Source organism: Kribbella jejuensis (assembly GCF_006715085.1).
GTDB classification, from domain to species: domain Bacteria; phylum Actinomycetota; class Actinomycetes; order Propionibacteriales; family Kribbellaceae; genus Kribbella; species Kribbella jejuensis.
Genome location: NZ_VFMM01000004.1, coordinates 797,384 through 822,647 on the forward strand (window position 1 = coordinate 797,384; position 25,264 = coordinate 822,647).

Genomic DNA, 25,264 nt, shown 5'->3' on the forward strand with positions numbered 1-25,264 from the left:
CCTTCAGGCCTTGGTATGCAGGTCGAGCGGTTTCGGCACCGTGCCGACCACCCCTCCGGTACCACTCGCGGTCGACGGCGATTCGTGCAGCGGCGCCAGATCACCGTGCGCCGGATGCGTACGCCCGAGCGGCCCGGACGCGAGCGCCCGGAACACGTTCAACGTCACAGTCCGTGCGAACGTCACGCCGGCCAGATCGACGCCCGCCTTCGGGTCCGGCCCCGCCAGCGCCCGCACCCACTCGATCGAACCGGTGGCGAACACGCCGGCCCCGGACGGCGCCGTGTAATAGGTGGCGTCGGAGAACGTGTGATGCGTCGGTCCGCAGGTCGTCGGCGAGTGCGCGACCACCTGCAGGTTCGCCGGCGTCCCCGGGATCGGGTACGCCCGGTCGGCTTCGTCGCCGATGAGTCCGGGGTACGCCGTACCCGCGCGCGCACCGGTGCCCGCGAAGAGGAAGAAGCCCGGGTCCCGGACCGTGAACGCCCCGACCGCCGGGAAGCACTCGTACAGCATCCCGGTCAGGCTGTTCTCCGGATCAGCGAACGGGTTGCTCCGCCACCGCACCGTCGTCACCGGCTGGTTCTTCACCGGATCAAGCCGGGCGTCCTTGTACCCGACCATCACCCGCCGCGGCCCGAGCCGGCTCGGCGCGTACCGTACCCGCCAGAACACCGAGTTCGCGCCCAGGAACGCCAGATTCGTGCCGTGGTCCCGCGCCTTCGTCACCGCGTTCCGCATCCCGAGCGTCCAGTACTCGTCGTGCCCGCCGAACACGATCCCGCGCGCTCCGGCGAGCAGGCCCGGGTCGGCGTCCAGATCCGCACTGGTCGCATACGCCAGCCGTACGCCGCTCTGCTCCGCCTCCTGGATCACCGGCGCCGCGTAGTTCAGCAGCCCGCGCGCGCCGCCGTCGTCGTACGGCCGGTCGAACGTGACCTCGAGCGAACGACGTGCGGCGAGCGAATGGGGCCCGTGGTAGAGCGAGTACCCGCCCCAGGCGTTGTACGCCTCCTCGGTGTTGACCGCGTCGACGATCAGCACCGCGTCGCGGGCGGAGTTCGACCGCACGACGATCGGTACGTACTTCTCCTTGCCGTTCGCGGCGCGCAGCAACAGCACATACGCGCCCGGCAGCCAGCCCTTGGTCGGGACCGTCAGCGACGGCTTCCAGTTCGTCGTGATCATCCGCAGCGGCGTGAGGGTCGGCGGCGGCTGCGGCACGCCCGGTACGACGGCCGACGTCCAGACGAGCTTGGCGCCGGTTCCGCGGTACCAGCCGAGGCGGAATGCGCGGACGGTGAAGTTGCCGTCGGACGACGAGACGAAGAGCCGGAACGGCTCGCCGCTCGTGACGCTGACATGGTCGGTGTAGCCGCCCAGGTCGGCCGGACCCGCCATCCGGCTGTCGGTGATCACCCAAGCCGGAGTTCGTGCTCCGGCGCTCACAGCATGCGAGACGCTGCCGAGGGCAGCCGAAGGCTGCTGCTTCGGTCCCGCCTGACAGCCGGCCAACACGACGATTGCCAACAATCCGACGACAGCGACGAAACCTCGGCGCATCCGCCCTCCCTCTGGTCCGTCCGAAGATAGGTGGGCCCTGCTTGGAACACGCTGAGAAGGCTCGCGCTCCCGGCTGGATCGTCGGCCAGGAGCGCGAGCTTGCCGGTGGCCGTGAACCGACCAGCCGGCGGTGGCGGCATCAGGGGATGTTGATGACGCCGACCGGGGGCACCTTGACGGTGCGGTGGTGCGGCGTGCCGCCCAGGATCACCTTGCGCAGCGCGACGTTGTTGGTCGTGCTGGCCTCGTACAGCCGGTGCTCCGGGTTGGCCGTCACCTGGACGTAGTACGTGCCGTTGGCCAGGTTGGTGATGTCGAACGACTGACCGGGCAACGACTGCACGTACGTGTCGCCGGAGCCGACGTCGAGGACCTCACGGACCGACAGCGAACCGTGGTCGCCGCACGCGGTGTGCAGATCGGTGTTGTCCGGGTGCCAGTTCGCGTTCTTCACCGTGTAGTCGATCGAGTCGGTCGCGGCCAGACAGAAGGCCTCTTTCTGGCTGCGCACCACCTCGGTCTGCTTCGCGTTCAGCAGGCTGTACCGGGCGAAGTCGGTGAAGTGCCAGTGGTTGTGGCCAGGCCGGCCGTCCCACTCCAGCGTGCCGGTGTTGTGGTACCCGACCTGCTTGCCGTGCGCGTCGTAGAAGTACTGGTAGGCATCCATCAGATCCTTGCCCTGACGACGGAAACCGTCCAGCACCAGCGGCGACGGACCCGCGTTCCACACGGTCGCCGAGAACTGCAGGAAGTCCTTGTTCGCGTCCGGCGTTCCCGCGTCGCCCGGCGCGACCTCGATACCCCATGCAGGCACCGGCCGCAGATCAGGCTTCGGCCCCTTCGGCACGCTCGCCTTGCCGGTCGGACGAGCCGCATTCGGCTTCAGCACAACGGATTTCGCCGCCAGGTCCTTCGCGGCTGCGCACCCGCGGACGCAGTCCGGGGCCTTCTCGACGGTCAGGTTCAGCTTGACCGACGACTCCTTCGCCGGGATCTTGAAGAAGTCGCGGTACGCCTTGTTGACCGTGACCGTCGCCTTGTACTTGCCATTGGCAAGCTTCACCGGCGCCGCGTTGTAGTCGTACGTCCGCGTCGACCAGCCGGTCTGCAATCCCCAGACCGCGCCCTGGGTGAACGGGTTCGCCGAACAACCGTCCGGGTACGGCGACGTGGCCGGTGCGTCCGGGCGGGTCCGGGAACCCTCGCCGTTCAAACAGACCGTCTCGTCCCGCTCGAGCACCTTCTTGCCCGTGGCATCGGTGATCGTGACGTGCAGGAACTTCCCGAGCCCGGCGAAGTCCGTGACGAGCCCCTTCGGCAGTCGCCGGGTCGCCTTTCCGTTGACGTACTGCCACGCGACGACCGGCGACGCGTAGGTCGCCCGGTTCGCGCGGATCTCGACCGGTGCGTTGCCGGCCACCAGGTGTGTGCCGAGATCCAGCGCGATGCCGTAGTCCGGATCGTTGTCGAGCGTCACGTCGATGCTCCCGGCAACCAACTTCAACGGCGGGCGAGCCGTCTGAGCAGCGGTCGAGGCCGTCGATGCGCCGGCGGTTGCGAGTGCGACCAGACCGGCCGCCCCGGCCGCGGCGACAGCCGCCCGGCCGAGCTTTCGTGCCTTCACGATGGAACCCCCTCGTGCATTCGGCCGGCGTCCTCACGAGGCCGGCCTGCTGCTGGTACGACGACCGGGCTCCGTCACGAAGTTGATCAAGGTTCGATGGCAGTCCTGTCACAGGAAGTCCCTTGAAAGTCGCAGGCGCTTGATACTTGACTGCGTAAATTAAGCCCACCTAGGCTCGGCCAGGTCCGCTCACTCCTCCCCCGGAGGACGTTCTATGTCCTTGAGACGTCGTACCTCGATCGTGCTCGCCGCTGTCGCCCTGGTGCCGGCAGCCCTTGTTCTGACGACAGCAACCGCCCCCGCCGACGCGGCCCAGGAGCCGCGGCCGAGCGCTCCACAGATCGCTGCGAAGCCCTACATGGGCTGGAGCAGCTGGAGTCTGCAGTCCACCAACTACCCGGGTGTGAACCCCGATGGCCCCGGCAGCTTCATCAGCGAGAAGAACATCCTGACCCAGGCTCAGGCGCTGGCGACCAAGCTGAAGCCGTACGGCTACGAGTACGTCAACGTCGACGCCGGCTGGCAGGACGGCGGTGATGAGTACGGCCGCCCGGTCGCGATGGCGAAACGGTTCCCGCGCGGGATGAAGGCCCTCGGCGACGACATCCACAAGCTCGGCCTGAAGTTCGGGATCTACACCACGGTCGGCCTCGGTACGGACGTGTACCGCGACGGCAACACGCCGATCTACGACGCGCCCGGGTGCTTCACCCGCGACATCGTCTACCCGGACCTGCGGAAGACGAACGGCTGGGACGCGGCGTACAAGATCAACTACGCGAGCCCGTGTGCGCAGAAGTACGCCGACTCGATCGTCGACCTGTTCGCGTCCTGGGGCGTCGACTTCATCAAGATGGACGGCGTCGGCCCGGGCTCCTGGAAGGGCGCTCCGGACGATCCGAACCACAACAACACCGCCGATGTCGAGGCGTGGTGGCGCGCGGTGCAGAACGCCGGCCGCCCGATGCAGTACACGTTGTCATGGTCGCTCAGCCACCGGTACGCCGATGTCTGGAAGCAGAACTCGAACGGCTGGCGGATCGACACCGACGTCGAGTGCTACTGCGACACGATCGTGAAGTGGGACAGCTCGGTCAAGCAGCGCTGGTGGGACGTCGCGCAGTGGATCGACGACGCCGGCCCGGGGCACTGGAACAACCTGGACGCGTTGGACGTCGGGGTCGGCGCGATGGACGGCCTGACCGACGCGGAACGCCAGTCGTACATGACGTTCTGGGCGATCAACGCCGCGCCGCTGTTCTCCGGCGACGACCTGACCAAGCTGGACGCGTACGGCCTGAAGCTGCTGACGAACCGCGAGGTGATCGCGATCGACCAGTCCGGCAACCCGGCCCGCCCGCTGAACCAGGACCAGCTGCAGCAGACCTGGTACGCCAAGAACGCCGACGGCAGTACGACCGTTGCCCTGTTCAACCTGGCCGACTCCCCCGCGACCGTGACGGGCGACTTCGCCCAGCTCGGCATCGACGGCAAGTCCACCGTCCGCGACATCTGGGCGGACCGGAACACCCGTGATGTGTCCGGTCAGGTGTCTGCAGCTCTGCCCGCGCACGGCTCGAAGCTCTACAAGATCTGGCCCGCGAACGTGCCGGTCACGATCCCGGCGGACGTGACGGCAACGGACGTCAGCCGGACGACGGTGGCCCTGACCTGGCGGCCGAGCGCGGGCGCGACGTCGTACCAGGTATTTGCCAACGGCAAGCAGGTGGCGGCGAGCACCACGCCGAACACCGTGGTGACCGGGCTGCTGCCGCAGACGCAGTACACGTTCACGGTCAAGGGCGTGAAGGGCGGTCGTACGTCGACGCCGAGTGCGCCGGTGACCATGCTGACGTCGGCGTCCGACGGGCCGGTGCGGTACGAGGCGGAGGCGCCGACCAGCACGCTGACCGGGTCGGCGAGCGTCAACGGGTGCAGCCTGTGCTCCGGCGGCGCGAAGGTCGGCAACATCGGGTACTCGTCGACGGTGACGCTGACCGGGATCACCGTCCCGAAGACCGGTACCTACCTGGTGAAGATCGCGTACACCGACGGCGACACGAGCCGGCAGAGCATGCTCACCGTCAACGACATCGACAACTACTGGGTGAACTACAGCGGCCTGGGCGACAACGACTGGGGCACGCCGCAGACGACGTACCTCCCGGTCAAGCTCACGGCGGGCGCCAACTCCCTGAAGATCAGCAACCCGAACGGCTATATCGCCGACATCGACTGGATCACCGTGTAGCCGACAAGATCCGCGGGGCCGGCACCACCAGGGCCGGCCCCGCGTTTTACTTGGTGCATGAGCGCCTACCCCGAAGCCCTGATCCCGCCCGGCGGCACCGCACCCGTCCCGCGCCGGATCCGCGCGCTGTACGACGACCGCATCGTCCTGGACACGACCGGCGCGATCTACCTGTGGGAGTTCCCGCCGTACCCGCAGTACTACGTCCCGCTCGCGGACGTCGCCGAAGGCGTCCTGGAAGACACCGGCGAGACCAAGGAGTTCGCCCACGGCGTGGCGCGTGTCCACACGGCCGGCTCCGGGCGCGCCTGGGTGTACGACGACGGCGTCGCAAAGGACCGCGTCCGCTTCCAATGGGACGCCCTCGACAGCTGGTTCGAGGAAGACGAGGAAGTCTTCGTCCACCCCCGCAACCCCTACGCCCGCGTCGACGCGGTGAAGTCCACCCGCCACGTGACCGTGGCCGCCGGGGAACTGCAGCTCGCCGACTCGACCTCGACCGTCATCGTCTTCGAGACCGGTCTGCCACCGCGCTACTACTTCCCCAGAACGTCTGTCGCCCTCGAGCACCTGACCCCGAGCGAGACCGTCACCGCCTGCCCGTACAAGGGCAGAACCAGCGCCTACTGGTCCATCCCGACGGTGAAGGACGTCGCCTGGTCGTACGACTTCCCGACCGCCACGCTGCTACCGATCGCCGGCCACATCGCGTTCTTCAGCGAGAACGTCGACATCACCGTCGACGGAGAACCGCAGGAACGACCGGTCACGCCGTTCTCGAACCCGGCCGCCCGCCCGACCGACGGAAACGTCAAATAACCGCGGTCGACGCGCCGTCCATGGTGATGATCGAAGCAGTCACGTAGCTCGCTCGTGGGGAGGCCAGGAAGACTGCGACGTCGGCGACCTCCTCCGGCTCGCCGACGCGGCCCATCGGGATGTCCTTGACCATCTCCGCGAGCAGCTCGTCCTTCGGCTTGCCGGTCGCGCGGACGGCGGCCTCGAGCCCCTCGTCCACCCGCCCGGTCCGCGTCGTTCCGGGGTTGATCACGTTCACCCGCACGCCGCGTCCGGCGTACGCCTTCGCATACCCGACCGACGCCAGCATGAGCGCCGCGTTGGCCGCGCCACCGCCGATGTGCAGCGGGTTGGCAGCGCGACCGCCCTGGCCGACGACGTTGACCACAGCGCCGCTGCCGCGCTCCGCCATCCCGCGGATGACCGCCTCGGTCGCGTGCATGTAGGTGAAGTACTTCGCGTCCATCGTCGCGTGCAGTGCGGCACTGTCCAGCTCGTCCACCGGCGTCCGCCGGGCCGCGCCCGCGCAGTTGATCAGGATGTCCGGTACGCCGATCCGCTCGAACGCGGCCCGCGTCGCATCCGCATCGGTCAGGTCGACCGCCTCGACCTCGAAGCTCAGGCCCTTCGCGGCGAGCTCCTCCTGCGCCTTCGCGAGGTTCCCCGCGTCCCGCGAGATGCCGACGACCGCGACACCTTCGCGCGCCAGCGCCTCGACACAGGCCAGCCCGATTCCCTTGCTCGCCCCGGTGACCACCGCGGTCTTCCCGGCCAGTTCCAGCTCCACGTGACTCCTCAGATGTCGGCGTCGTACTCGTCGCGGGCCCGCGTGATCGCGTCGTCGCTGAGTCTACGCAAGGCAGGCAACCGTCCTGAGCAATCGTCATCTTCGGCGGAATCGTTGTTCGGGGCTTGAATCGGTAAGTACAGTGGGTGAGCAGTTCGACACTCTTAGTTTCGACGCCTGATGCCCATGTAGTTGCACTGAGCACCGACGCCGGAGGAATCCCTCGTGCCGACCACTTCTCATTCACCTCCCAGTACCGGCAAACGCCTGCTCTGGAAGGACTTCCTGCACCATGATCTCCCTGCTTCACTCGTCGTTTTCCTGATCGCAATACCCCTGTCCCTGGGAATCGCCGCGGCGTCCGGCGCCCCGCTGATCGCCGGCCTGGTGGCCGCGGTGGTCGGTGGCGTGGTAGTCGGCGCCCTCGGCGGTTCACCACTCCAGGTCAGCGGCCCGGCCGCGGGCCTCACCGTCGTCGTCGCGGGCCTGGTAGGCCAGTTCGGCTGGGCCGCGACCGCCGCCATCACGTGCGCCGCAGGCCTGCTGCAGATCCTGTTGGGTGTCACCCGCATCGGCCGCTGGGCGCTGTCACTGTCCCCCGCCGTCGTGCACGGCATGCTCGCCGGGATCGGCATCACGATCGCCGTCCAGCAGTTGCACGTCGTCCTCGGCGGCAAAGCGCAGAGCTCATTGATCGCCAACGTGACAGGGCTTCCCGCGCAACTCGTCGCTCATCACGGTCACTCGGTCGTGGTCGGAGTACTGACGGTGGTCGTCGTGCTCGGCTGGCCGAAAGTGCCCAAGCTCAAGGCGATTCCGGCACCTCTGGTAGCGGTCGTCGCGGTCACCGCGCTGGCCGCGTTCGCGATGCCGGATGTCACCCGGGTCGACCTGCCGGACAACCCGTTGCAGAGCCTGATCCTCCCGGCGATGCCCGACGGTACGCCGCTCGCGATCGTCACCGCCGTACTCACGGTCGCCCTGGTCGCGAGTGTGGAGTCGTTGCTGTCGGCCGTTGCCGTGGACAAGCTTCATCGCGGGCCGCGGAGCAATCTCGATCGGGAGCTGATCGGCCAGGGCGCCGCGAACGCGGTCTCGGGTGCGCTCGGCGGCATGCCCGTCACGGGGGTTATCGTGCGGTCCTCCACGAACGTCGCGGCCGGTGCGCGCACCCGCGCGTCCACGATCATGCACGGGCTGTGGATCGCCGCGTTCGTACTCGCAGCCGGGGCGCTGCTCGAACTCATCCCGATGGCCGCGCTGGCCGGCGTCCTGCTCGTCACCGGTCTACGGCTGGTCCAGCTGGCCCACATCCGCACGCTCAAGCGGCACGACGAGCTCCTCGTGTACGTCGTGACCGCCGTCGGTGTCGGCGTACTGGGACTGGCCGAAGGCGTCCTGCTCGGTCTGATCCTTGCCCTGGCACGGGTCCTGTACCGCTTGGCCCGGGCGACCGTGACCGCGACGGAGTCGGACGGCCTGTGGACGGTACGGATCCGGGGCGCGCTGGTGTTCCTCGGCGTCGCGTCGCTGGTCCGGACGTTGCGCGCGATACCGGCCGGGGCCGCGGTCCGGGTCGAGCTGACCGTGGATCATCTCGACCACGCCGCGTACGAAGCGATCGAGGACTGGCGCCGCGGACACATCGCGCGGGGTGGCTCGGTCGAGCTCCATCGCGGCGGCGTCGCGGATCAACTCGACGAAGTACCGATGAAAGCGTAACCGTTTCTCGAACGCCGCGACGAGGAGCTGTTGAAGATCAAGAGCAACGGGATGGCGAGCACGACGGCCACCAGGCCGTCCATCCAGTAGTGGTTCGCCGTCACCACGACGACCGTGAACGTGAGCACCGGATGTGCGATCCACAACCAGCGCCGGCGTGAACGGGTCGCGCGGATCATGAACACGGCGACCATGAACGCCCAGCCGACATGCAGGCTCGGCATCGCAGCGAACTGGTTCGCGATCCCGGAGTGCGCGCTCGGTCCGTACACCGACTGACCGAGCAGCACGCCCGTGTCCACCCAGCCCGGCATCATCCGCGGCGGGGCGAGCGGGAAGAACATGTGCCCGATCAGCGCCAGCCCGGTCAGCGAGGCGAACGCCCAGCGCGCGTCGCCGTACTGGGCCGGGCGGCGGACCATCAGCCAGAGCAGGACGACCGCGGTGAGCGGGAAGTGCACGCCGGCGTAGAACAGGTTCGCGACCCGGGCGAGGCCGTCGATCCGCAGCGCGTGCTGCTGGATCACCGCCTCGCTCGGGAGGCCGAGCCAGGCCTCCCAGCGGATCAGTTCGTGCGCATGCCGGAACGCCGAGCCGGAGTGCTCCGCGGAGAGGAACCGGCCGAGGTTGTAGACGCCGAACAGGGCCGCGAGCAGCGCGATCTCCCGCGCGATCCGCCCTTTGTGCCTCCTCAGCCCTGGCAGCTCCGGCAGTTCTGGTTGCCCGACCCGCTCCAGCGTCGCCTGCGCCATGCCGCCCCCCCAGCTCAAACCGAACGTTCGTTCTTTCCAAGCTATCGCGGTCTGCTGATAGTTGCGAAGAATATGAATCACCTCACAGCTCCTTGAAAATCCGCTGGCCGCGGCTAGAGCGACGCCGGGAGGATCGGCGTATGCAGCAGGTCTTCATCCGGTGGACGTGGCTGCGGGCCGTACTGCACAACGGCTGGTGGCTGGTCACGAGCGTGTATCTCGTCGTCGACGCCGGGCTCTCCCCTGCACAGCTCGTGCTGATCGGATCGGTCCAGGGCGGGTTCTCGCTGGTGTTCGAAGTGCCTGCCGGCGTGATCGCGGACACCATCAGCCGTAAGTGGTCGCTGGTGATCTCACAGGTGCTGATGGGTACGGCGATGGTCACGACCGGGCTGGTCACCGCGTTCCCGGCGCTGCTCGCGACGCAGGTCCTGTGGGGGATCTCGTGGACGTTCGCGAGCGGATCGGACGTCGCGCTGATCACCGACGAATTGGACGACGAACTAGACGGGATAAGCCGGATCAACCTCGTCCTTGCCCGCGCCGCCCGCGCGCAACTGACCGGGGCCGGACGGCTCACCCCCAGACGCCTGCTCGACCTCGGGCTACCGACCGCGCCGATCCTCTGGTTCACCGTTCTCGGCGTCATCGGTCTGGTCCTCGGTGCTGTCGTCCTCCGACTTCTCACGCACAGAATCAACAGGTCCGGTGCAGACTATGCGTTGGCGGCGGTGGTCGGCGTGGTGAGCATGCTGCTGCTCGCGTTCGCGCGCGATCCGGTGGTCGGCGCGGCCGCCGTCGTACTCCTGAACGGGATCGTCACGCCGCTGACGCGGGTGATCAGCACGATCTGGGTGAACGCCCGTACGACGGCCGAGGTGCGCGCGACGACGCATTCGTTCCTGGCGCAGCTCGAGTACCTCGGGGAGATCGTCTGCGGTCTGACGATTTCGGCGATCGCGTCGGTGAGCACGATGCCGCTCGCGCTGGTCGCGTGCGCGGTCCTGTTCGCGGCAACCGCCGTACTGATGCGTCAGCCGACCAACGACGAGGCAGCCGTGTAGGTGTCACAGGCCGCCGGGTTCGCGGCGTGCAGGCCGACGTAGGTCCAGTAGCCGTGATTCGCCGCGCTGCCGTGGTCGTGCCTGTCGTCGATGGTGTCCCGGGTAGCCAGGTCCCAGTGGTACTCCCAGTCCGGCGTCACCGGGAAGTCGTTGCGGTCGGCACCGAGGTAGACCGCACTCAGGCAGGACGCCTGCAGCTCCGTCCGCCGGGAGTCCTCGAGCTGGACGTCGACACCGTTGAGCGTCTTGTCCCGCTGGTAGAACGCGTTCAGGATTCCGGTCAGCACCTGCACATGATGCCCGTACTCGTGCCCGATCTCGAGCGCCATCCAGGCTCGTGCCCACCCTGGATCCTTCTTGTAGAACTTGATGTGCGTCGCCGCGTCCATGTAGATCGTGCCGCCGCAGTAGTAGTCGCGACCATCCTCGAAGTCGCACGGCGAGGACGGCGACTGGCCGAGGACCACCACCAGCTTCGGCGGGCGGAAGGTGAAGCCCGCCTTGCGGAGCTCCGGTCCCCATACCTTGTTCAGGCAGGCCAGGTACTGCGTGAAGTACGCGCGGACGTTCGCGAGCGAGGTCGCGGGGTAGGCCGGCTCCGCGCACCCGGCCGACGGGAGCTTCCCGATCCGGTAGAGCGGGTTGGCGGCCAGCGTTTTCGGCATCGGCGGCGCCGAGACCGGTGCGGTCGAGTCGCCGCCGGGCGTCTCGGGGGTGAGCGACACGCCCGCGCGGGCCCTGGCGACCTCGGAGGCGAAGGCTTTGTCGGCATCTGTGGTGGAGTTCTTCGACGCACACCCGGCCAGCAAGGCGACGGCCGCGCAGAGTGCGATCACGCGTTTCACCACGTGATGATCGCACGGTCCGGCTTCGCGTCAACTTTCAGAACGGTGCCGTCGGGGATGTCGTCGTACGGCGCTACCACGACGGGGAGGTACAGGCCGTAGAGCTCGGCGGCGACGAGGGCGCCGAGCGGGATGATCGGGTCGGGCCGGGCGAGAACGATCGCGGCCGGGGCCGTGCGGGCGCGGATCTGCTCGGCGAGCACGCTGGATGCGGAGCTCGAGCCGCGGCCGGATTCCATCAGCAGGATCCGCCCAGTGAGACTTGCGCCGCACTGCGGGTGATGCGTGTCGACGATCCGGCCGTCCGCGTCGGTACCGCCCCAGAACGACAGCGGTGTCGTGAGCCGGATCGGTCGGCCGGTCGCCGTACCCGGGTGCAACGTCCGTCCGATCATGCGTCGAGCACCACCTGTCCGGCGCGGGCGGAGGCGACGCATTCGGTGAGGGAGCCGAGGATCGCGTCGACGTCGATGTTGCCGGGCGCATAGTGCGCCCACTTGGCCGAGTTCGTCATCACGCGCTTCCAGGTCGGCTGCAGGATCGCGGTCACATACGTGCAGGTGTCGACGACGACGGTCACGCCGGCTCGCTCCAGGACAGCTAGCGTGTCGCCGAGCCGATCGCGGGTCGCGCGCGAGGTCGAGAGGTAGAACGGCAGCTTCAGCGGCGGTCCGTCGAGGAGCTGTGCCAGGCGGACGCATTCGTCGTACGACGCGTGCGGCGTACCGATGCTCACCGCATCCAACTGCGAGCCGGGCGCCGACAGCTCCCGCCTGACGTCCTGCAGATCTTCGACAATCCGCACCGGTAGACCGGCCAGGTCGGTCGGCGCTTCGGGTGTCACACCGACAACGTGGAACAACGCAACTCCCCCGGCCGACGCCGCCGCGGCACCGAGCGCCTTGAGCGAGTCCTCACTCACAGCTGACGGAATCCCAACCAGGACAGGGATATCGACCCCGACCACCGAGCCGATGTGGTGGCCGAGCAAGGGATACGTGAGCTCGGTGAACTCGCCGAGCGCCCGGCAGTCGAACACCACGGTCCCGCGCCGCGCCTGCGGTGTCTGCAGTCCGGCGTACGGCGCTCGTCCGGTGATCGCCGCGCACACGTCGAGGAAGTCCCCGTACCGGTCGGTGCGGGCGCCGAGCACCGAGTTCGCGAACACGATCGCGTTCGACTCCGCCCACGCGATGTGCTCGCCGAGTCGCGGTCTGTTCGGCAGCTGGTACGGCGCACACGTGAACGTCGGCGTACAGCCGAGGTCGACGTAAGCCTCCATCAGCTCTCGTCCCGCGCGGGCCAGCTGCTGATCGCGGACGAGCTGCGGATGGACGAGGTCCGTCGAGCCGACGTTCAGCGTGGTCGGTACGCGGGTACGGGCACCGAGCTCGACGAGCCGATGCGCGAAATCGAGGCTGACCTGCCCGTGGTACAGACACGAGTCGACATGCGCGGAGGTGATCTCGACCAACCGCGGCGCGTCCAGGATCCGCGCCTGCCCCACCACCACTCGCATCGCGAGCGCAACCCCGTCCCCGTCCCGCCCGCTAAGCATCCCCTCTTCCTCAGCGGTCAGCTCCAGGGTCGCCATACTCCAAAACCTAGCGGACCTCCGCCACTCACCAACCACCCAACTGCCGCGCGCCCGCACGCTCACCCGCACCGCCGCAAGCCGGCACAACGGCGGTTACTGAGTGCCAGCGGTCCGCCTCCTAGACCGCCTGCCGCCGCGAGGCGACCAGGGCGCCCCCGTCGTAGCCGTCGGCGCGGAGTACCTGGCCCGCGGCCGCGTCCAGGATGTCGATGCTGAGCGGACCGGTGACGTCCTCGGAGCTGATCGGGCGGTCCTCGAGGTAGAGGTCGACCCGATCGATACCTTGGGCATCGATCGCGACGGTGAGCGTGGTACCGGTGATCGACGTCTTCAGGTCGAGCCGGCGGACCGGCATCGCCGCGAGCAGCGCGCCGGCCTTGTTCAGCAGGTCGACGTTGCCGTCGAGCAGATCGGCTCGGGTCATCCGGTGCGTCTCGTGCGGTTGCACCCCGAGGTCCTCGACCGGCGTACCGGCGAGCTTGCCGACCCGGAGCGTCCGGCGGATCGCGACCCGGAGGTTCGCGCCGTTCGGCAACGCGACGTACGGCGACGTCTCGTCAGGTGGCGGCGGTTCGTTGAGCAGGGACGCGAGCAGACCGTGCGTCCACACGTTCGCGCCACCCGCGCCGGTGTTGTCGTCGACGCCGAGGATGGTGCCGATCTCGTGGTCGGCGAACCCGGCGGTGAAGATGTCGGTGGCCGAGTACACGCGCGCGTCGGTGATCAGTACGACCGGCCCGTGGTACTGCTGCCCGATGTCGTTCGCACCGTCCTCCGGCGTGATCGGCTTCGCCGCGGAGTACTGCGCGCCGGTCTCGATCGCCAGGTCGAGCGAGTCGAACCACGGGCCGAGGTCGATCCCGGACGGGTTGAACTGGTGCCGCCGGCAGAGCTTCAGGTTCAGCGGCGTACTGATGAACTGCACCGGCTCCGGCGCGATCCGCCGCGGCGTCATCGTCTGCAGGGTGAACTCGCTGGCGTAGATGTGCCCGCCGCCGTTGTCACGAACGTCCACGATCAGCCCGTTCTGCGGCAGTACGCCGGCCAGCCGGACGAACTCGTCCCGGAACGCGACCGGGTCCGTCACGCTGAACGTGAAGATCCGCAGGTGCCCGAACCTGCCGGACGGCGTACTGACCTCGCGGGCGCGGAACACGCCCGGCATCGTGGTCGGCAGGTCCGTGCCGGTGACGGCCGCGGGCGTCGCGAGTTCGGCCGAGCTCCGGCCGCCTTCGAGTTCGACGACGTCGCGGACGTACAGCGTCTTCTTCGCGCGCGACTTCTCGTCGGAGTCGAGGTCGAGGCCCATCGCGGCGGAGGTCTCGCCGACCGCGTCCAGGTTCGTCATCGGCGGGAGGTTGTCGGTCACCTTCCACTGCTCGCGCAGTTCCTGGTCCGAGCCGTCGAGGCCGACATACGTGAGCGTCACCCAGTCCTCGTCGGGCGGGGCCTGGATGACGAGCGGGCGCAGGGTCAGCGATTCGAGACCGCGGGCGAGGTTGGCGGCCTCGTTGCTGCCGGCGAACCGCTCGCCGTTGAGCGCGACGGCGCGCGCGATCGGCGTACCGCTCCAGTGCGTCACCTCGGCACCGGGTCCGAACTGCGGTGCCTCGTAGCCGGTGACGGTCTGGGTGATCAGGTAGTGCTCCGTGCCGTCCGTGTCGTAGCACTTCTCGATCATGAACGGCAGGTATGCGATCTTCCCCGCGAACGGTGCCGGCAGCAGGTAGTTCGTGTGCAGGTCGCGCACCGAGTTGACGATGCTCGACATCTCCCGGTGGAACATCCACTCCGGCTGCATCGTGTCCGGCGTCTGCCGTTCCATCCGGGCCCGCATCACGCGCAGGCGTTGCACCGGGTTCACCGCGTGCATCGCGATCTTCAGCGGCAGGTGCACGTAGTTCTCGCTGAGCAGCAGAAGCGCTTGATCCACGAGGATCTTCCGCTCGTCGAGCGTCAGGCTACCCGCCGCGTCGAGGAAGTCGGTCAGCGGTACGGCGGGCGCCGCGGCGGTGGTCGCCCGCGCGGTACGTTTCTTCGCAGGCCGTTTGATCATGCGTGGTTGAGACATCTCGCCCCCCGAACTGCAGCGGCCCCTCCCCGGGCCACGATTCCTCCACCGTGGTCCGCCCGGGAACGGATGTCAACGGCGGGCGGTCGACCACCTGCCTGTAAGGATGGGCGGGTGAAGGAGTTCTGGAGCAGCATCACGACCGTACAGCCCGAGCCGTCGTTGCGGCTGGTGATCGGGACCGGCGTAGCGGCGCTCTTGCTGATCGCGTGGCGGCCGATCTGGAAGTACACGCGGCAGGTCGTGACGATCGCGCACGAGGGCGCGCACGGGCTGATCGCGGCGCTGGTCGGGCGGAAGCTGTCCGGGATCCGGTTGCATTCGGACACCTCCGGCGTCACGGTCTCGCGGGGCAAACCGACCGGCGGCGGCATGATCGCCGTACTGCTGGCCGGCTATCCCGGGCCTGCGCTGTTCGGGTTGGCTGCCGCGTTCGTGCTGAGTCGTGGGTACGCCGTGGCGCTGCTGTGGGGGCTGTTGCTCGCACTGGTGATTCTGCTGCTGCAGATCCGCAACCTGTTCGGACTGTGGTCCGTGCTGGTGTTCGGGGCGGTGGTCTTCGGGGTCACGTGGTGGGGTTCTACTTCGGTCCAGACTGCATTCGCTCACCTGCTCACCTGGTTCTTGCTGCTGGCTGCGCCACGGGCAGTGCTCGAGTTGCAGCACTCACGGCGGCGCGGGCAGGGGCGTACGTCGGATGCGGACCAGCTGCGGCGGCTCACCGGCGTACCGGCGCTGATGTGGGTCGGGGTGTTCGGGTTGGTGACGCTGGCGTGCTTGGCGATCGGTGTGATCTGGTCCGGCGTGCTGCCGAGTTAGACCGGTGGGAGCGTTACACCGAAGCCTGTCACTGCCAGGCGTAGCAGGACCTGTCCTGGTCGGAGGAGGTCGGCTACTTTCGCTGCGCTGAGCACCTCCAACTCAGCGAGCCGCTTGTCGTAGGAGCCGTCCAGCCGTGCGTGCTGGAGCTCGACCGTGTTGTGCCAGACCTTCTGGCGTGACTCACGGAGGAAGCGCTGCGAGGACAGGCGGTTCAGTGGAGTCAGCACGCGATCCAGCAGACTCTTCGCGCTACTTGCCGCGAGCTCGTCGTCCTCAGCACTCACGCGCTCGGCCAGCACCCCGTCGATCCGCTCATGATCCCGCCGCCGCCGATCCAGCAGTCGCTGATCCAGAAAGTCCTCATCACTGATGACTGCGAGAAGAGCCTGCGGCAGGTCGTAGTTCACATGCGCATTGATGCCCAACAACACATGAGCCAACGGCGGCAGCTCCCCCGGCGCATCGAACGCCAACCGCCACGGGCGCGCCACGAACTGACCGTCAAGAGCTTGTAGGTAGAGCTCAGCGAACTTCACGTCCCACAGCTCCACCCACTCCGGGTCCTCGAACCGGGCGTGGTCTATTGCCCGGCCGACCGCCTGAGTGGTGCGCAGGTACGTGCTGAGGAAGAACCGCCGATGCGCCAGCTCCGTCGGCAACGCGGCCAGCCGGTCCTGCATCCGCGCGACCACGTCCGCGATCGGACTACCATCATTCATCGAACCTCCCCCGAGGAGGGACTCATGCGAACAGGACCACTGTCCTTCGACCCAGTGCTCGTCGGCAACCGCGAGACGGATGCCTGGGCCGCGTACTACCGCCATGACTGGCCCAAGTTCCTCACCGCCGCGGTCGGCATGGTGGCAGCGGGCTTCGGCATGCCGCCACACCGGACACTCGCCGCAGCCTGGTGCGTACTACGCGCCAACCAGGCGTGGGCGCCGTACCCGGACAACCACCCGGACGCCGCCCGCGCCCACATGCGCCACTTCTACGAGCTGGTCGCCCACACCCTCCCGCTGGAGCCGGTAGAGGCCGCCCGGCTCGAGGTGGAATGGTGGCGCGTCCACCGCGCCCACCAGCACTCGCAAGACGTCACCGAAGAGGAGCTGATCGCGGCTCTCGTGGACCTCTACTCGTACGTCTACTGCACCGGGCGCGACGCCGTACGACCAGCCGCAGAGAAGCGGGTCGACGCGATGGACCTCTCGGACCGCTGGGTCCGTGCCGGCTGCCATCTCGACGACCCGCTGCTCGCGGCTGAGCGGCGTACGCTGGTCGCCTCGTACGCCGCTCTGCGTGTCGCGGTGGAGCGTTAGTGCTTGACGGGCTGACCTGACATCGGGTCCAGGAACAGCGTCTTGTTCTTGTGGTGGAAGTCGAACAGGTTGTCCATGGATCCCGCCTTCTCGTCGAAGGAGAAGTTGCCGATCGGGCCCGTCCGCCAGTTGTCCTCGATGAACTTCAGGATCGAGGTCTGGTCCGTGACGCTGTGATCGACGAAGTTCCGCTTCGCGTACGGCGACACGACGAGCAGTGGGAGCCGCGGGCCGTAGCCGCACCGGTCCTGGTACCCGCCGGCGATCCGCGCCGGGTTCGTACCGCAGTTCGTCCCGTTGAGCGCGTCGTGCGCCGGATCGTTGGACTGGTTCACCACCGGCCCGAGCTGGTGGTCGTACCAGCCGTCGCTGTCGTCGTACGCGATGACGACCGCGGTGTTCTTCCAGTCCTTCGACTTCTGCAGCCGGTTGATCGTGCTGACCACGAACTGCTGCTCGTCCAGCGGGGTCGAGTAGCCGGCGTGTCCGTCCTGGTAGGCCGCGGCCTTCAGGTAGCTGACCGCGGGCATCGACCCGTGGTCCACCGACGCCCAGAAGTCCTTGAGGTCGTACTGGTGGTTCGCGGGCCCGTTGTGACCGATCTCCTTCACCGACGCCGGCGGCGTGTGCTGCAGGTTCTGCGTGCTCTTGTAGTACTGGAAGGGCTCGTGGTGCGGGATGTAGTCGGCGCTGCTCACACCGCCGACGTCCGTGTGCTTCGCCGTACAGTCGGCGAAGCCGCCCTGGAACCAGCCCCAGCTGACGCCCTTCGCGTTCAGCAGGTCACCGACGTTCTTGTTGTTCGGGTCGGTGACGGTGGAGCTGTCCCGGGTGTTGCACTTGTCCCCGGCGGGCTGCGGGTCCCCGATCATCGTTCCGGTTGCCGCTGGGACCGCTTCTCCGTCGGCGCTGAAGCCGTGGGTCTGCCCCGACACCAGGTTGATCGCGCCGGGCGAGGACGGTCCGTACGTCGTGCCGAACGAGTTGTCGCTCATCGCGTAGTGCTGGGCGTAGTTCCACATCGCGGTGACGGTGTTGCCGTCGTAGTAGCCCATCACCAGGCCCTTGCCGTGGCCGTAGTCCGCGCAGGTGCCGGCGCCACGACCCACGGTCTCGACGAACTTGTCCATCAGACCGCTGTCGACGGCCTTCTGCTCGTCGGTGTAGTTGTGGTCCTGATCGCAGGTCTGCGCCTGGTCGCGGCCGAGCCGGAACGGCTGGACCGAGTTCGGGTTGTTGGGGGAGGCGAGCGGGGTGTTCAGCCCGTTGACGCTCGGCGTCCCGGCGGCGGCGGTGAAACGCGGCTCGCCGGCCGGGTTGGCGGCGTTCGGGTAGGTCGCGAAGTAGTGGTCGAACGCCACGTTCTCCTGAAAGATCACTACCAGGTGCTTGATCGGGGTGCTGGTCGGCGCACCCTGGTCGTGGCCGAGGGCGACGGCCGGGACGGCTGCCGCGGCCACCAGGGCCGCGGCGAGTCCGGCGACCAGGGGAAGTCGGCGTTTGCTGCGGAGGGACACGTTCCAACTCCTTCGGGCTCGAGGCCGGGAGTCACCGGGACAGTGACTCGTCGGCCCGCCAAGCCTCCCCCCGCTCGCCGCCTTGCGAAACCCCTCAACCGAAAACTCCTGGCGATCAGCAGGATTTTCCCTACGGCTCTCGGCTGCCGCTCACTGACGGCCGCCCTCGATCGGCCGTCCGCGCTGCGCCACGCCCGGACCGCCGTACGGGTAGTCCGCCGCACCCGGGTCGCTCGCCTCGTCGAGCTTCGCCGTCTCCTCGGCCGTGAGGTGCAGGTCCGCCGCGGCGAGGTTGTCGTCGAGCTGGTCGATAGTCCGCGCGCCGAGGATCACCGACGTCATCGCGGGCCGGTCGACCAGCCACGCGAGCGCGACCTGCGCCATCGAGATCCCGCGCGCTTCGGCGATCTCGCGGACCGCGTCGACGACGTCCCGGACCCGCTGGTTCCGGCTGCGGCGGTACCACGACTCGACACCGCGGTCCGGGTTCTCGCCGAGCCGCGTGCTGCCGCTCGGCTCCTCGTCGAACGAGTACTTCCCGGTCAGCCAGCCGCCACCGAGCGGCGACCACGGCAGCAGACCGAGCCCGTTCTCCTGCGCGGCCGGGACGATCTCCCACTCGATCTCCCGGACGAGCAGGTTGTACTGCGGCTGCAGCGTCACCAGTGGCGACCACCCGCGGTACGCGATCAGGTCACACGCCTTCTGCAACTGCCAGCCGGTGAAGTTCGACAGGCCGCCGTACAGGATCTTGCCGGCCCGGACCGCGTCCTCGAGGAAGCTGAGCGTCTCCTCGAGCGGCGTGATCGGGTCCCAGGCGTGCAACTGGTACAGGTCGACGTGGTCGACGCCGAGCCGCTTGAGCGACGCGTCGAGCGCGCGCCGGAGGTGCCGGCGGGACGTACCGACGTCGTTCGGCCCGTCACCGGTCGGGAAGCGGCCCTTGGTGGCGAGCACCACGTCGCTGCTCGTCTTCGCCAGCCAGCGGCCGATGATCTCCTCGGAGACGCCGGCCGAGTACACGTCGGCGGTGTCGACGAAGTTCCCGCCGGCCTCCACGTACCGGTCCAGCTGCGCGTGCGCACCGGCCTTGTCGGTCTCGCTGCCGAACGTCATGGTGCCGAGCGCGTACGTCGAGACAACTGCACCACTCGCGCCCAGGGTGCGATATTCCACGATGGCTCCCTCTCGTCAAACTGTCTGAACCGAAGACTACGGTGGCCGGTATGAAGACAAGCGAAGTGCTCCTCGACGGCCACAGCCGGATCCAGGAGGTCCTGCACGACATCGTGACCGGCCTCGACGACAAGACACTCGCCACCCGGCCCGGTGACTCGGCCAACTCGATCGCCTGGCTGGTCTGGCACCTGACCCGGGTGCAGGACGACCACCTGGCGGATGCCGGTGGTTATGAGCAGGTCTACACCGCCGACGGCTGGTTCGAGCGGCTCGGCCTGCCCCTGGACGCCGCCGACACCGGGTATGGGCACAGCTCCGAGCAGGTCGCCCTGGTCAAGCTCTCCGCGGAGCAACTGCTGGGGTACTACGACGCCGTGCACGCGCGCACCGTCGAGTTCCTGAAGACCGTGACCGACCAGAGCCTGGACCGGATCGTCGACCGCCGGTGGAACCCGCCGGTCACGCTCGGGGTGCGGCTGGTCAGCGTGATCGACGACTGCGCCCAGCACGCGGGCCAGGCGGCGTACGTGAAAGGTCTGCTCAGCTGAAGGTGGTCTGCCAGAGCGAGGTGCCGGCGATCAGGTAGAGCTTGTGGTCCGGCATCAGCACGGCTGCGGTGGGTTGACCGTCGGGACCGTCGGAGTCCTGCACGGTCCAGTGTCCGTCCCGCCCGCTGACCACCTTCACTTTGTTGTCCTGGGCAATCACCTGGACGATCTTGCCGTCGTCGATCACCGGCGGCGGCAGCTTGTCCTTGTCCCCCACCGGGATCGACGGCACGCCCTGCAGACGTTTCGCCGTACCGGACGCGTCGAGTTGCCAGATCGCCAGCTGACCGTCGACGTACCCGGAGATCACGCAGTCCTTGGTGCAGGTAGCGGAGATCGCCTGGCTGCGGCCGCCGGGATCCGGCAGCACGATCCGCTTCCAGCCGGTGTTGAGCTTGGCCGACTGCCACACGGTGGCCTCCTGGGCGACCACGCCCGACGCGAGGCGGACCTGCGAGCCGACGAGCACGATGCTCTCGCCGAGAGTCGTGCCGGAGCTCGGACCGACCAGCAGCGACGGCGTGCTCTGCAGGACGGTCTTCGCCGGGCTCTGCCGCGTCCACTTGCCGTCGGCCTGCGGCAGCCAGACCATCGCGTCGTTGCCCGTCTCGACGCCACCCCAGGAGCCGAGGAGCGCGCTGCCGCTCGGGGTGATGACGGCGCTGTACAGGTCGCCGGCGTCCTGGCCGCCGAAGGTGAAGAAGTTCTGCGGATGCTCGATCAGGCCGGTCCGCGGCGTGCCGGTCCAGACCGTCCAGCGGGTATTGGAGTGCGCGCCGCCCGCCGCGCCGCCGAGCGCGAGCAGCTGCTTGCCGTCGTACGCGATCGAGTACCAGATCGCTTCGAACGCGTACGGGCTGGCCGGGTTGGGCTTGACCGCGATCGGCGTACGGGTCCCGTTCTCGAGGAGCTGGAGCTCGGGGACGACCTTGGCGCCGCGGTGCCGCAGGCCGATCAGCAGTTGGTTGTCGTGGCCGGTGAGCGTGACGGGCTCGGCCGGGCCGACGTCGACCTTCGTCCACGCCACCGGCTGCGGTTTGTCGTCGCTCGCTTTGGCGCTGCAGGCGGTGACGGTCGCGAGGAGGAGCATCGCGACCACCGTGACGCGGCGCATGTCAGCGGCTCTGCGGCAGCTTGGTCGTCCGCTTCCGGGCGGTGCGCGGCGCGGACGGCGGCGGGACGACCGGGCCGATGTCGCCGTCCGGTGCGGTGTCGAGATCGACGATCACCGGGGCGTGGTCGCTCGGACCGGTGCCCTTGCGGGCCTTGCGGTCGATCCACGCGGCCTTCACCCGCTCGGCGACCCCGGGAGTGGCGAGCATCAGGTCGATCCGCATGCCGAGGTCCTGGTGGAACATGCCGGCGCGGTAGTCCCAGTAGCTGAAAATGCGCTTGTCCGGCCAGCGGTCGCGGACCACGTCGTGCAGGTCCTTCGCCGCCATCAGCTCCGCGAGCGCCTCCCGCTCGGGCCGGGTCACATGCGTCTGCCCGACGTACGCCGCGGGGTCGAAGACGTCGGCGTCGGTCGGGGCGATGTTCATGTCACCGCAGACGATCTGGTCGTCCGGGCCTTCGGCGACGACCTCCGCGAGAGCGGCCAGCCAGGCGAGCTTGTAGTGGTAGTGGTCCGAGTTGGGCACGCGGCCGTTCGGCACGTAGAGCGAGTGGATCCGGATACCACCGCAGGTCGCGGCGACGGCCCGGGCCTCCGGCTTCGGGAAGCCCGGCGCGCCGGCGACGCCTGTCACCACGTCCTCCAGCCCGACCTTCGACAGCAGCGCCACACCGTTCCACTGCAGCTCGCCGTACAGGCCGGTCTCGTAGCCGCGGTCCGTCAGCTCGGCACCGAGCAGTTTGGTGAAGGCGTCGTCCGCCAGCTTGGTCTCCTGCAGGCACACGACATCCGGCTGCCGCTCGTCGAGCCAGTCCAACAGCCGCGGCATCCGCTGCTTGACCGAGTTCACATTCCACGTCGCCACTCGCATCCGACCAAGGTAGCGGCAGCCACCGACCATTTTCAGTCGAGGACCGGCGCCCGCCAGATCAGAGTGTGCAGGACGTCGGTGTTCGGCCGTTCGACGCTGTTGTTGTGCTTGGGTTTGTCCTTGCGTCCCCAGGCGTCGTTGCCCAGCCAGGGCGGTACGCCGAACGGCAGGTCACGGGCCGGAATCGGCGCGTAGTCCGACTCCGCGAACTTCGTGCCGTAGTTGGGGCCGGTGTTGTCGCCGTCCGGATCCGGCGTCACGATCCCGCGCAGCTCGGTGATCGCCGCGCGCCAGCTGTCGAGCAGCACCTTGGGACTGCGGCTCGACGGGTGCGGTACCTCGAAGACCGGTACGGCGGGCTTGCCGGCCCACAGGTGGACGGCCGACTTGGCCTGGACGCCGAACGCGACGATCGCCTGCAACGGCGGACCGGTGATCAGCTCGAGCAACGTGTTACGCCAGGCCAGCTGGTCGGGCCTGGAGAGCAACGGCATCGCCTGCTGCGCCCGGGCCGGGATCAGCGCGTACGAGTACGCGTTGACCAACGTGTAGCTCCGGGTCAGGCCTAGTTTGGTCAGGAACCCCTGTACGCGTTGACCGGCGTCACCGACGAGCGTCCGCCCGGCGACACGCTCGGTCGGCCCGGGGTCGGACGCGACCGCCAGCAACCGCGCCGTACCGTCGAGCCGGCCGCGGTAGAACACCGGCCCCCAGTCGTACCAGAAGAATTTCCGGAAGTCCGCGTAACTGGGAACATTCCCGAAGTGCTCGGCCACCGCAACCGGCGGACCCGGATCGAAATCACCCATCGAACTGCCACCCCCTTGGCGATACGCTCGTGAAACAGGGGCGGCACGGGGGATTCTACGGGAGGGTGGGCCATGTTTGTACTGCGTGGAACCGTGGTCACGATGGCGCACGACGGGGCGGTTCTTCCCGGGGGTGCGGTGTATGTCGGCGACGACGGTCTGATTGCGGCGGTCACCCCGCGGGACGCCGTACCGGCCGGGTTCGAGAATGCGCCGCGGATCACCACGGGTGGATTGATCTATCCCGGGATGATCGATTTGCACAATCATTTGATGTACAACAGCCTGCCGTTGTGGACCGAGCCCGCCCGCAAGGTTCCGTGGACGTCGCACAATCAGTGGGGCGGCGCACCGACGTACAGCTCGCGGATCAGCCAGCCCGCCCGGCTGCTCGGCGCGGCCGCGGGTAGGGCGCTGCTGCGGTACGTCGAGACCCGCGCGATCGTCGGCGGTACGACGTCGATCCAGGGGAATCCGCGCGGCGCCGTACCGCCCGACAACGACCTGGTGCGCAACGTCGACTCCGAGAAACTCGGCACGCACGAGGATTTCGTCCGGGTCAGCACGTTGGTGGCCGACAACGCGGCAGCCCTCGCGCCGTACGCCACTGCCGTCGCGGCGGGTCGTGGATTCATCGCGCATTCGGCCGAAGGGTCGGATCCGAAACTGCGCTCGGAGTTCCGGTTGCTGGAAGACGTCGGCGTGGTGCGTCCGCAACTGGTCGCGATTCACGGCACCGCTCTGAATGCGGACGACTTCACTGCAATGCGAGCCGGGAATTCCAGCCTGGTGTGGTCCCCGTTCTCGAACCTTTGGCTGTACGGCGCGACCGCGGATGTGAAGACCGCTCACGCGATTGGCGTCCGGTTGTGCCTCGGTTCGGACTGGGGGCCGTCCGGGACGCGGAATGTCCTGTGGGAGTTGAAAGTCGCCGATCTCTGGAACAAATCCGAAGGAGTTTTCACCGACGAGGACCTGGTCCGGATGCTCACCTCGAACCCCGGCGACGCGCTGACCGAGGTCTGGCCGCGCCCGGTCGGCCGTCTCGAGCGCGGCGCGCTGGCCGACCTGATCGTCGTACGCCGCACCGCCCCCGACCCGTACCGCAACCTGATCGAGGCCACCGAGGCCGACATCCGCCTGGTCGTCGTCGGCGGGCGCGCACGCTACGGGCTGCGCGCGCTGATGACGCCGCTCGCTCCGACCGCCACGCCGATCACGGTCGGCCGGCTCTCCCGCGCGATCGACTATGGGGACCCGGCCGTCACCTGGAAGACTGTCCTGGCGGACCTGGAGAAGGTCCGGTCGGACCCAGCCGCCGCGGCCGCCAGAGCCTCCGCCACCTTCGCGGCACTCGCCGTGAACGGCCACTCGCTCCCCGCCGACTCGTTCGTCCTGCTGCCGGACATGCCCGCGCCGGAACTCTCGGACGCGGCACTGACCGGTGCCACCGCGGCCCCCGACCCCGTCGTGGTCCCGCCGCTCGAGCCGCTGACCACCGGGCCCGATTGGTTCGACGCCGTCGACGCCAACCCCTTCCACCACGGGCTGCTCAGTGGTCTCCGCTCGTACGCCTCGCACACTCCGTAGTTATCCACATACTTGAAGTCACCGGTTCTGGAGCCCGGAATCACGGCACTCTCTTGGGTAAGGAGTTTCCGGAGAGAGGGACGGATGGCTGATCTCGACTGTGATCCGGCGGACGTGACGGCGCTGGTGGCGTACCTGCGGGACATCGGGCAGCACGAACTACTGACCTTGGAGGAGGTGAACGAGCACTCGTACTGGATCGAGGCTGGGCTGCTGGCCGCCGCGCGGCTCGACGATCCGGGGCAGTACGACCTGGAGGAGCTACGTCAGGTGGTCGCGCTCGGGCAGCGATCGTGGCAGGCCATGGTCGAGGGCAACCTGCGGCTCGTCGTCTCGCTCGCCCGGCGGTACGGCGGAAAGGGCATCTCGCTGCTCGACCTGATCCAGGAGGGCAATATCGGACTGATGCGGGCGGTCGAGC

23 protein-coding genes are annotated in these 25,264 nt (G+C 68.3%); 9 read left to right on the plus strand and 14 right to left on the minus strand.

The window, feature by feature from the left end; all coding sequences use genetic code 11:
- Positions 1-3: 3 nt before the first annotated feature.
- Positions 4-1,563 (minus strand): N,N-dimethylformamidase beta subunit family domain-containing protein, encoded by a 1,560-nt coding sequence (locus FB475_RS36455; protein ID WP_141863033.1) that lies wholly within the window; start codon positions 1,561-1,563, stop codon positions 4-6.
- Positions 1,564-1,702: 139 nt separating this feature from the next.
- Positions 1,703-3,187 (minus strand): lysyl oxidase family protein, encoded by a 1,485-nt coding sequence (locus FB475_RS36460; protein WP_238332660.1) that lies wholly within the window; start codon positions 3,185-3,187, stop codon positions 1,703-1,705.
- Positions 3,188-3,401: 214 nt separating this feature from the next.
- Between FB475_RS36460 and FB475_RS36465 the strand changes: the two genes are divergently transcribed.
- Entirely contained in the window at positions 3,402-5,438 is a 2,037-nt protein-coding gene (locus FB475_RS36465; protein WP_141863037.1) for a fibronectin type III domain-containing protein, read from the plus strand.
- A gap of 57 nt (positions 5,439-5,495) precedes the next feature.
- Complete coding sequence (locus FB475_RS36470; RefSeq protein ID WP_141863039.1) at positions 5,496-6,257, plus strand: DUF427 domain-containing protein; 762 nt, start codon at positions 5,496-5,498, stop codon at positions 6,255-6,257.
- Here FB475_RS36470 and FB475_RS36475 read toward each other — a convergent pair.
- Entirely contained in the window at positions 6,250-7,023 is a 774-nt protein-coding gene (locus FB475_RS36475; protein ID WP_141863041.1) for an SDR family NAD(P)-dependent oxidoreductase, read from the minus strand. The two genes, FB475_RS36470 and FB475_RS36475, sit on opposite strands and share 8 nt — an antisense overlap.
- A gap of 225 nt (positions 7,024-7,248) precedes the next feature.
- Between FB475_RS36475 and FB475_RS36480 the strand changes: the two genes are divergently transcribed.
- Positions 7,249-8,745, plus strand: a complete 1,497-nt coding sequence (locus FB475_RS36480; RefSeq protein WP_238332661.1) for a SulP family inorganic anion transporter — start codon at positions 7,249-7,251, stop codon at positions 8,743-8,745.
- Here the strand turns inward: FB475_RS36480 and FB475_RS36485 are convergent.
- The gene (locus FB475_RS36485; protein WP_141863043.1) at positions 8,715-9,497 is read right to left on the minus strand and encodes a phosphatase PAP2 family protein; all 783 of its coding nucleotides are present in this window, start codon (positions 9,495-9,497) and stop codon (positions 8,715-8,717) included. The genes FB475_RS36480 and FB475_RS36485 overlap by 31 nt on opposite strands.
- 140 nt (positions 9,498-9,637) lie before the next feature.
- On the opposite strand from FB475_RS36485, the gene FB475_RS36490 reads away from it, so the two are divergent.
- Positions 9,638-10,561 carry an MFS transporter gene (locus tag FB475_RS36490; RefSeq protein WP_141863045.1) on the plus strand — a complete coding sequence of 308 codons (924 nt, stop codon included), beginning with the start codon at positions 9,638-9,640 and terminating at the stop codon, positions 10,559-10,561.
- Here FB475_RS36490 and FB475_RS36495 read toward each other — a convergent pair.
- From FB475_RS36495 to FB475_RS36510, 4 genes are all read right to left on the minus strand, one after another.
- Positions 10,531-11,406 (minus strand): neutral zinc metallopeptidase, encoded by an 876-nt coding sequence (locus FB475_RS36495; RefSeq protein WP_141863047.1) that lies wholly within the window; start codon positions 11,404-11,406, stop codon positions 10,531-10,533. The genes FB475_RS36490 and FB475_RS36495 overlap by 31 nt on opposite strands.
- Complete coding sequence (locus tag FB475_RS36500) at positions 11,403-11,801, minus strand: aconitase X swivel domain-containing protein (RefSeq protein WP_141863049.1); 399 nt, start codon at positions 11,799-11,801, stop codon at positions 11,403-11,405. The genes FB475_RS36495 and FB475_RS36500 overlap by 4 nt, the downstream gene beginning before the upstream one ends.
- Positions 11,798-13,000, minus strand: a complete 1,203-nt coding sequence (locus tag FB475_RS36505; RefSeq protein ID WP_141863051.1) for an aconitase X — start codon at positions 12,998-13,000, stop codon at positions 11,798-11,800. Before FB475_RS36505 ends, FB475_RS36500 begins: the two co-directional genes overlap by 4 nt.
- Positions 13,001-13,121: 121 nt before the next feature.
- On the minus strand, positions 13,122-15,059 hold the full coding sequence (locus tag FB475_RS36510; protein WP_238332662.1) for a S41 family peptidase: 1,938 nt from the start codon (positions 15,057-15,059) through the stop codon (positions 13,122-13,124).
- Positions 15,060-15,188: 129 nt separating this feature from the next.
- On the opposite strand from FB475_RS36510, the gene FB475_RS36515 reads away from it, so the two are divergent.
- The gene (locus FB475_RS36515) at positions 15,189-15,893 is read left to right on the plus strand and encodes a M50 family metallopeptidase (protein ID WP_141863055.1); all 705 of its coding nucleotides are present in this window, start codon (positions 15,189-15,191) and stop codon (positions 15,891-15,893) included.
- Here the strand turns inward: FB475_RS36515 and FB475_RS36520 are convergent.
- Positions 15,890-16,615, minus strand: a complete 726-nt coding sequence (locus FB475_RS36520) for a DUF5995 family protein (protein ID WP_141863057.1) — start codon at positions 16,613-16,615, stop codon at positions 15,890-15,892. The genes FB475_RS36515 and FB475_RS36520 overlap by 4 nt on opposite strands.
- A gap of 24 nt (positions 16,616-16,639) precedes the next feature.
- Between FB475_RS36520 and FB475_RS36525 the strand changes: the two genes are divergently transcribed.
- A complete protein-coding gene (locus tag FB475_RS36525) occupies positions 16,640-17,215 on the plus strand; it encodes a hypothetical protein (protein ID WP_141863059.1) in 576 nt (191 codons plus the stop codon).
- Here FB475_RS36525 and FB475_RS36530 read toward each other — a convergent pair.
- Together FB475_RS36530 and FB475_RS36535 are read right to left on the minus strand one after the other, a co-directional pair.
- Positions 17,212-18,732, minus strand: coding sequence for a phospholipase C (locus FB475_RS36530; protein ID WP_141863061.1), 1,521 nt, complete (start codon positions 18,730-18,732; stop codon positions 17,212-17,214). The two genes, FB475_RS36525 and FB475_RS36530, sit on opposite strands and share 4 nt — an antisense overlap.
- 150 nt (positions 18,733-18,882) lie before the next feature.
- A complete protein-coding gene (locus FB475_RS36535) occupies positions 18,883-19,908 on the minus strand; it encodes an aldo/keto reductase (protein WP_141863063.1) in 1,026 nt (341 codons plus the stop codon).
- Positions 19,909-19,958: 50 nt separating this feature from the next.
- Here FB475_RS36535 and FB475_RS36540 point away from each other — a divergent pair, with 50 nt between their 5' ends.
- Positions 19,959-20,459 (plus strand): mycothiol transferase, encoded by a 501-nt coding sequence (locus tag FB475_RS36540; RefSeq protein WP_141863065.1) that lies wholly within the window; start codon positions 19,959-19,961, stop codon positions 20,457-20,459.
- Here FB475_RS36540 and FB475_RS36545 read toward each other — a convergent pair.
- Genes FB475_RS36545 through FB475_RS37110 form a run of 3 tightly spaced genes read right to left on the minus strand, consistent with a single transcriptional unit; the run spans position 20,452 to position 23,253 of the window.
- Positions 20,452-21,573, minus strand: a complete 1,122-nt coding sequence (locus FB475_RS36545; RefSeq protein WP_141863067.1) for a hypothetical protein — start codon at positions 21,571-21,573, stop codon at positions 20,452-20,454. The genes FB475_RS36540 and FB475_RS36545 overlap by 8 nt on opposite strands.
- Position 21,574: 1 nt before the next feature.
- Positions 21,575-22,444 (minus strand): exodeoxyribonuclease III, encoded by an 870-nt coding sequence (locus tag FB475_RS36550; protein WP_141863069.1) that lies wholly within the window; start codon positions 22,442-22,444, stop codon positions 21,575-21,577.
- A gap of 32 nt (positions 22,445-22,476) precedes the next feature.
- A complete protein-coding gene (locus tag FB475_RS37110; protein WP_185759594.1) occupies positions 22,477-23,253 on the minus strand; it encodes a uracil-DNA glycosylase family protein in 777 nt (258 codons plus the stop codon).
- A 72-nt stretch (positions 23,254-23,325) separates the two neighbouring features.
- Between FB475_RS37110 and FB475_RS36560 the strand changes: the two genes are divergently transcribed.
- Both FB475_RS36560 and FB475_RS36565 read left to right on the plus strand, forming a co-directional pair.
- A complete protein-coding gene (locus tag FB475_RS36560) occupies positions 23,326-24,843 on the plus strand; it encodes an amidohydrolase family protein (protein WP_141863072.1) in 1,518 nt (505 codons plus the stop codon).
- 84 nt (positions 24,844-24,927) lie between these two features.
- Positions 24,928-25,264 (plus strand): sigma factor (locus tag FB475_RS36565; protein WP_272952125.1); only part of this gene is annotated, 337 nt, incomplete at its 3' end.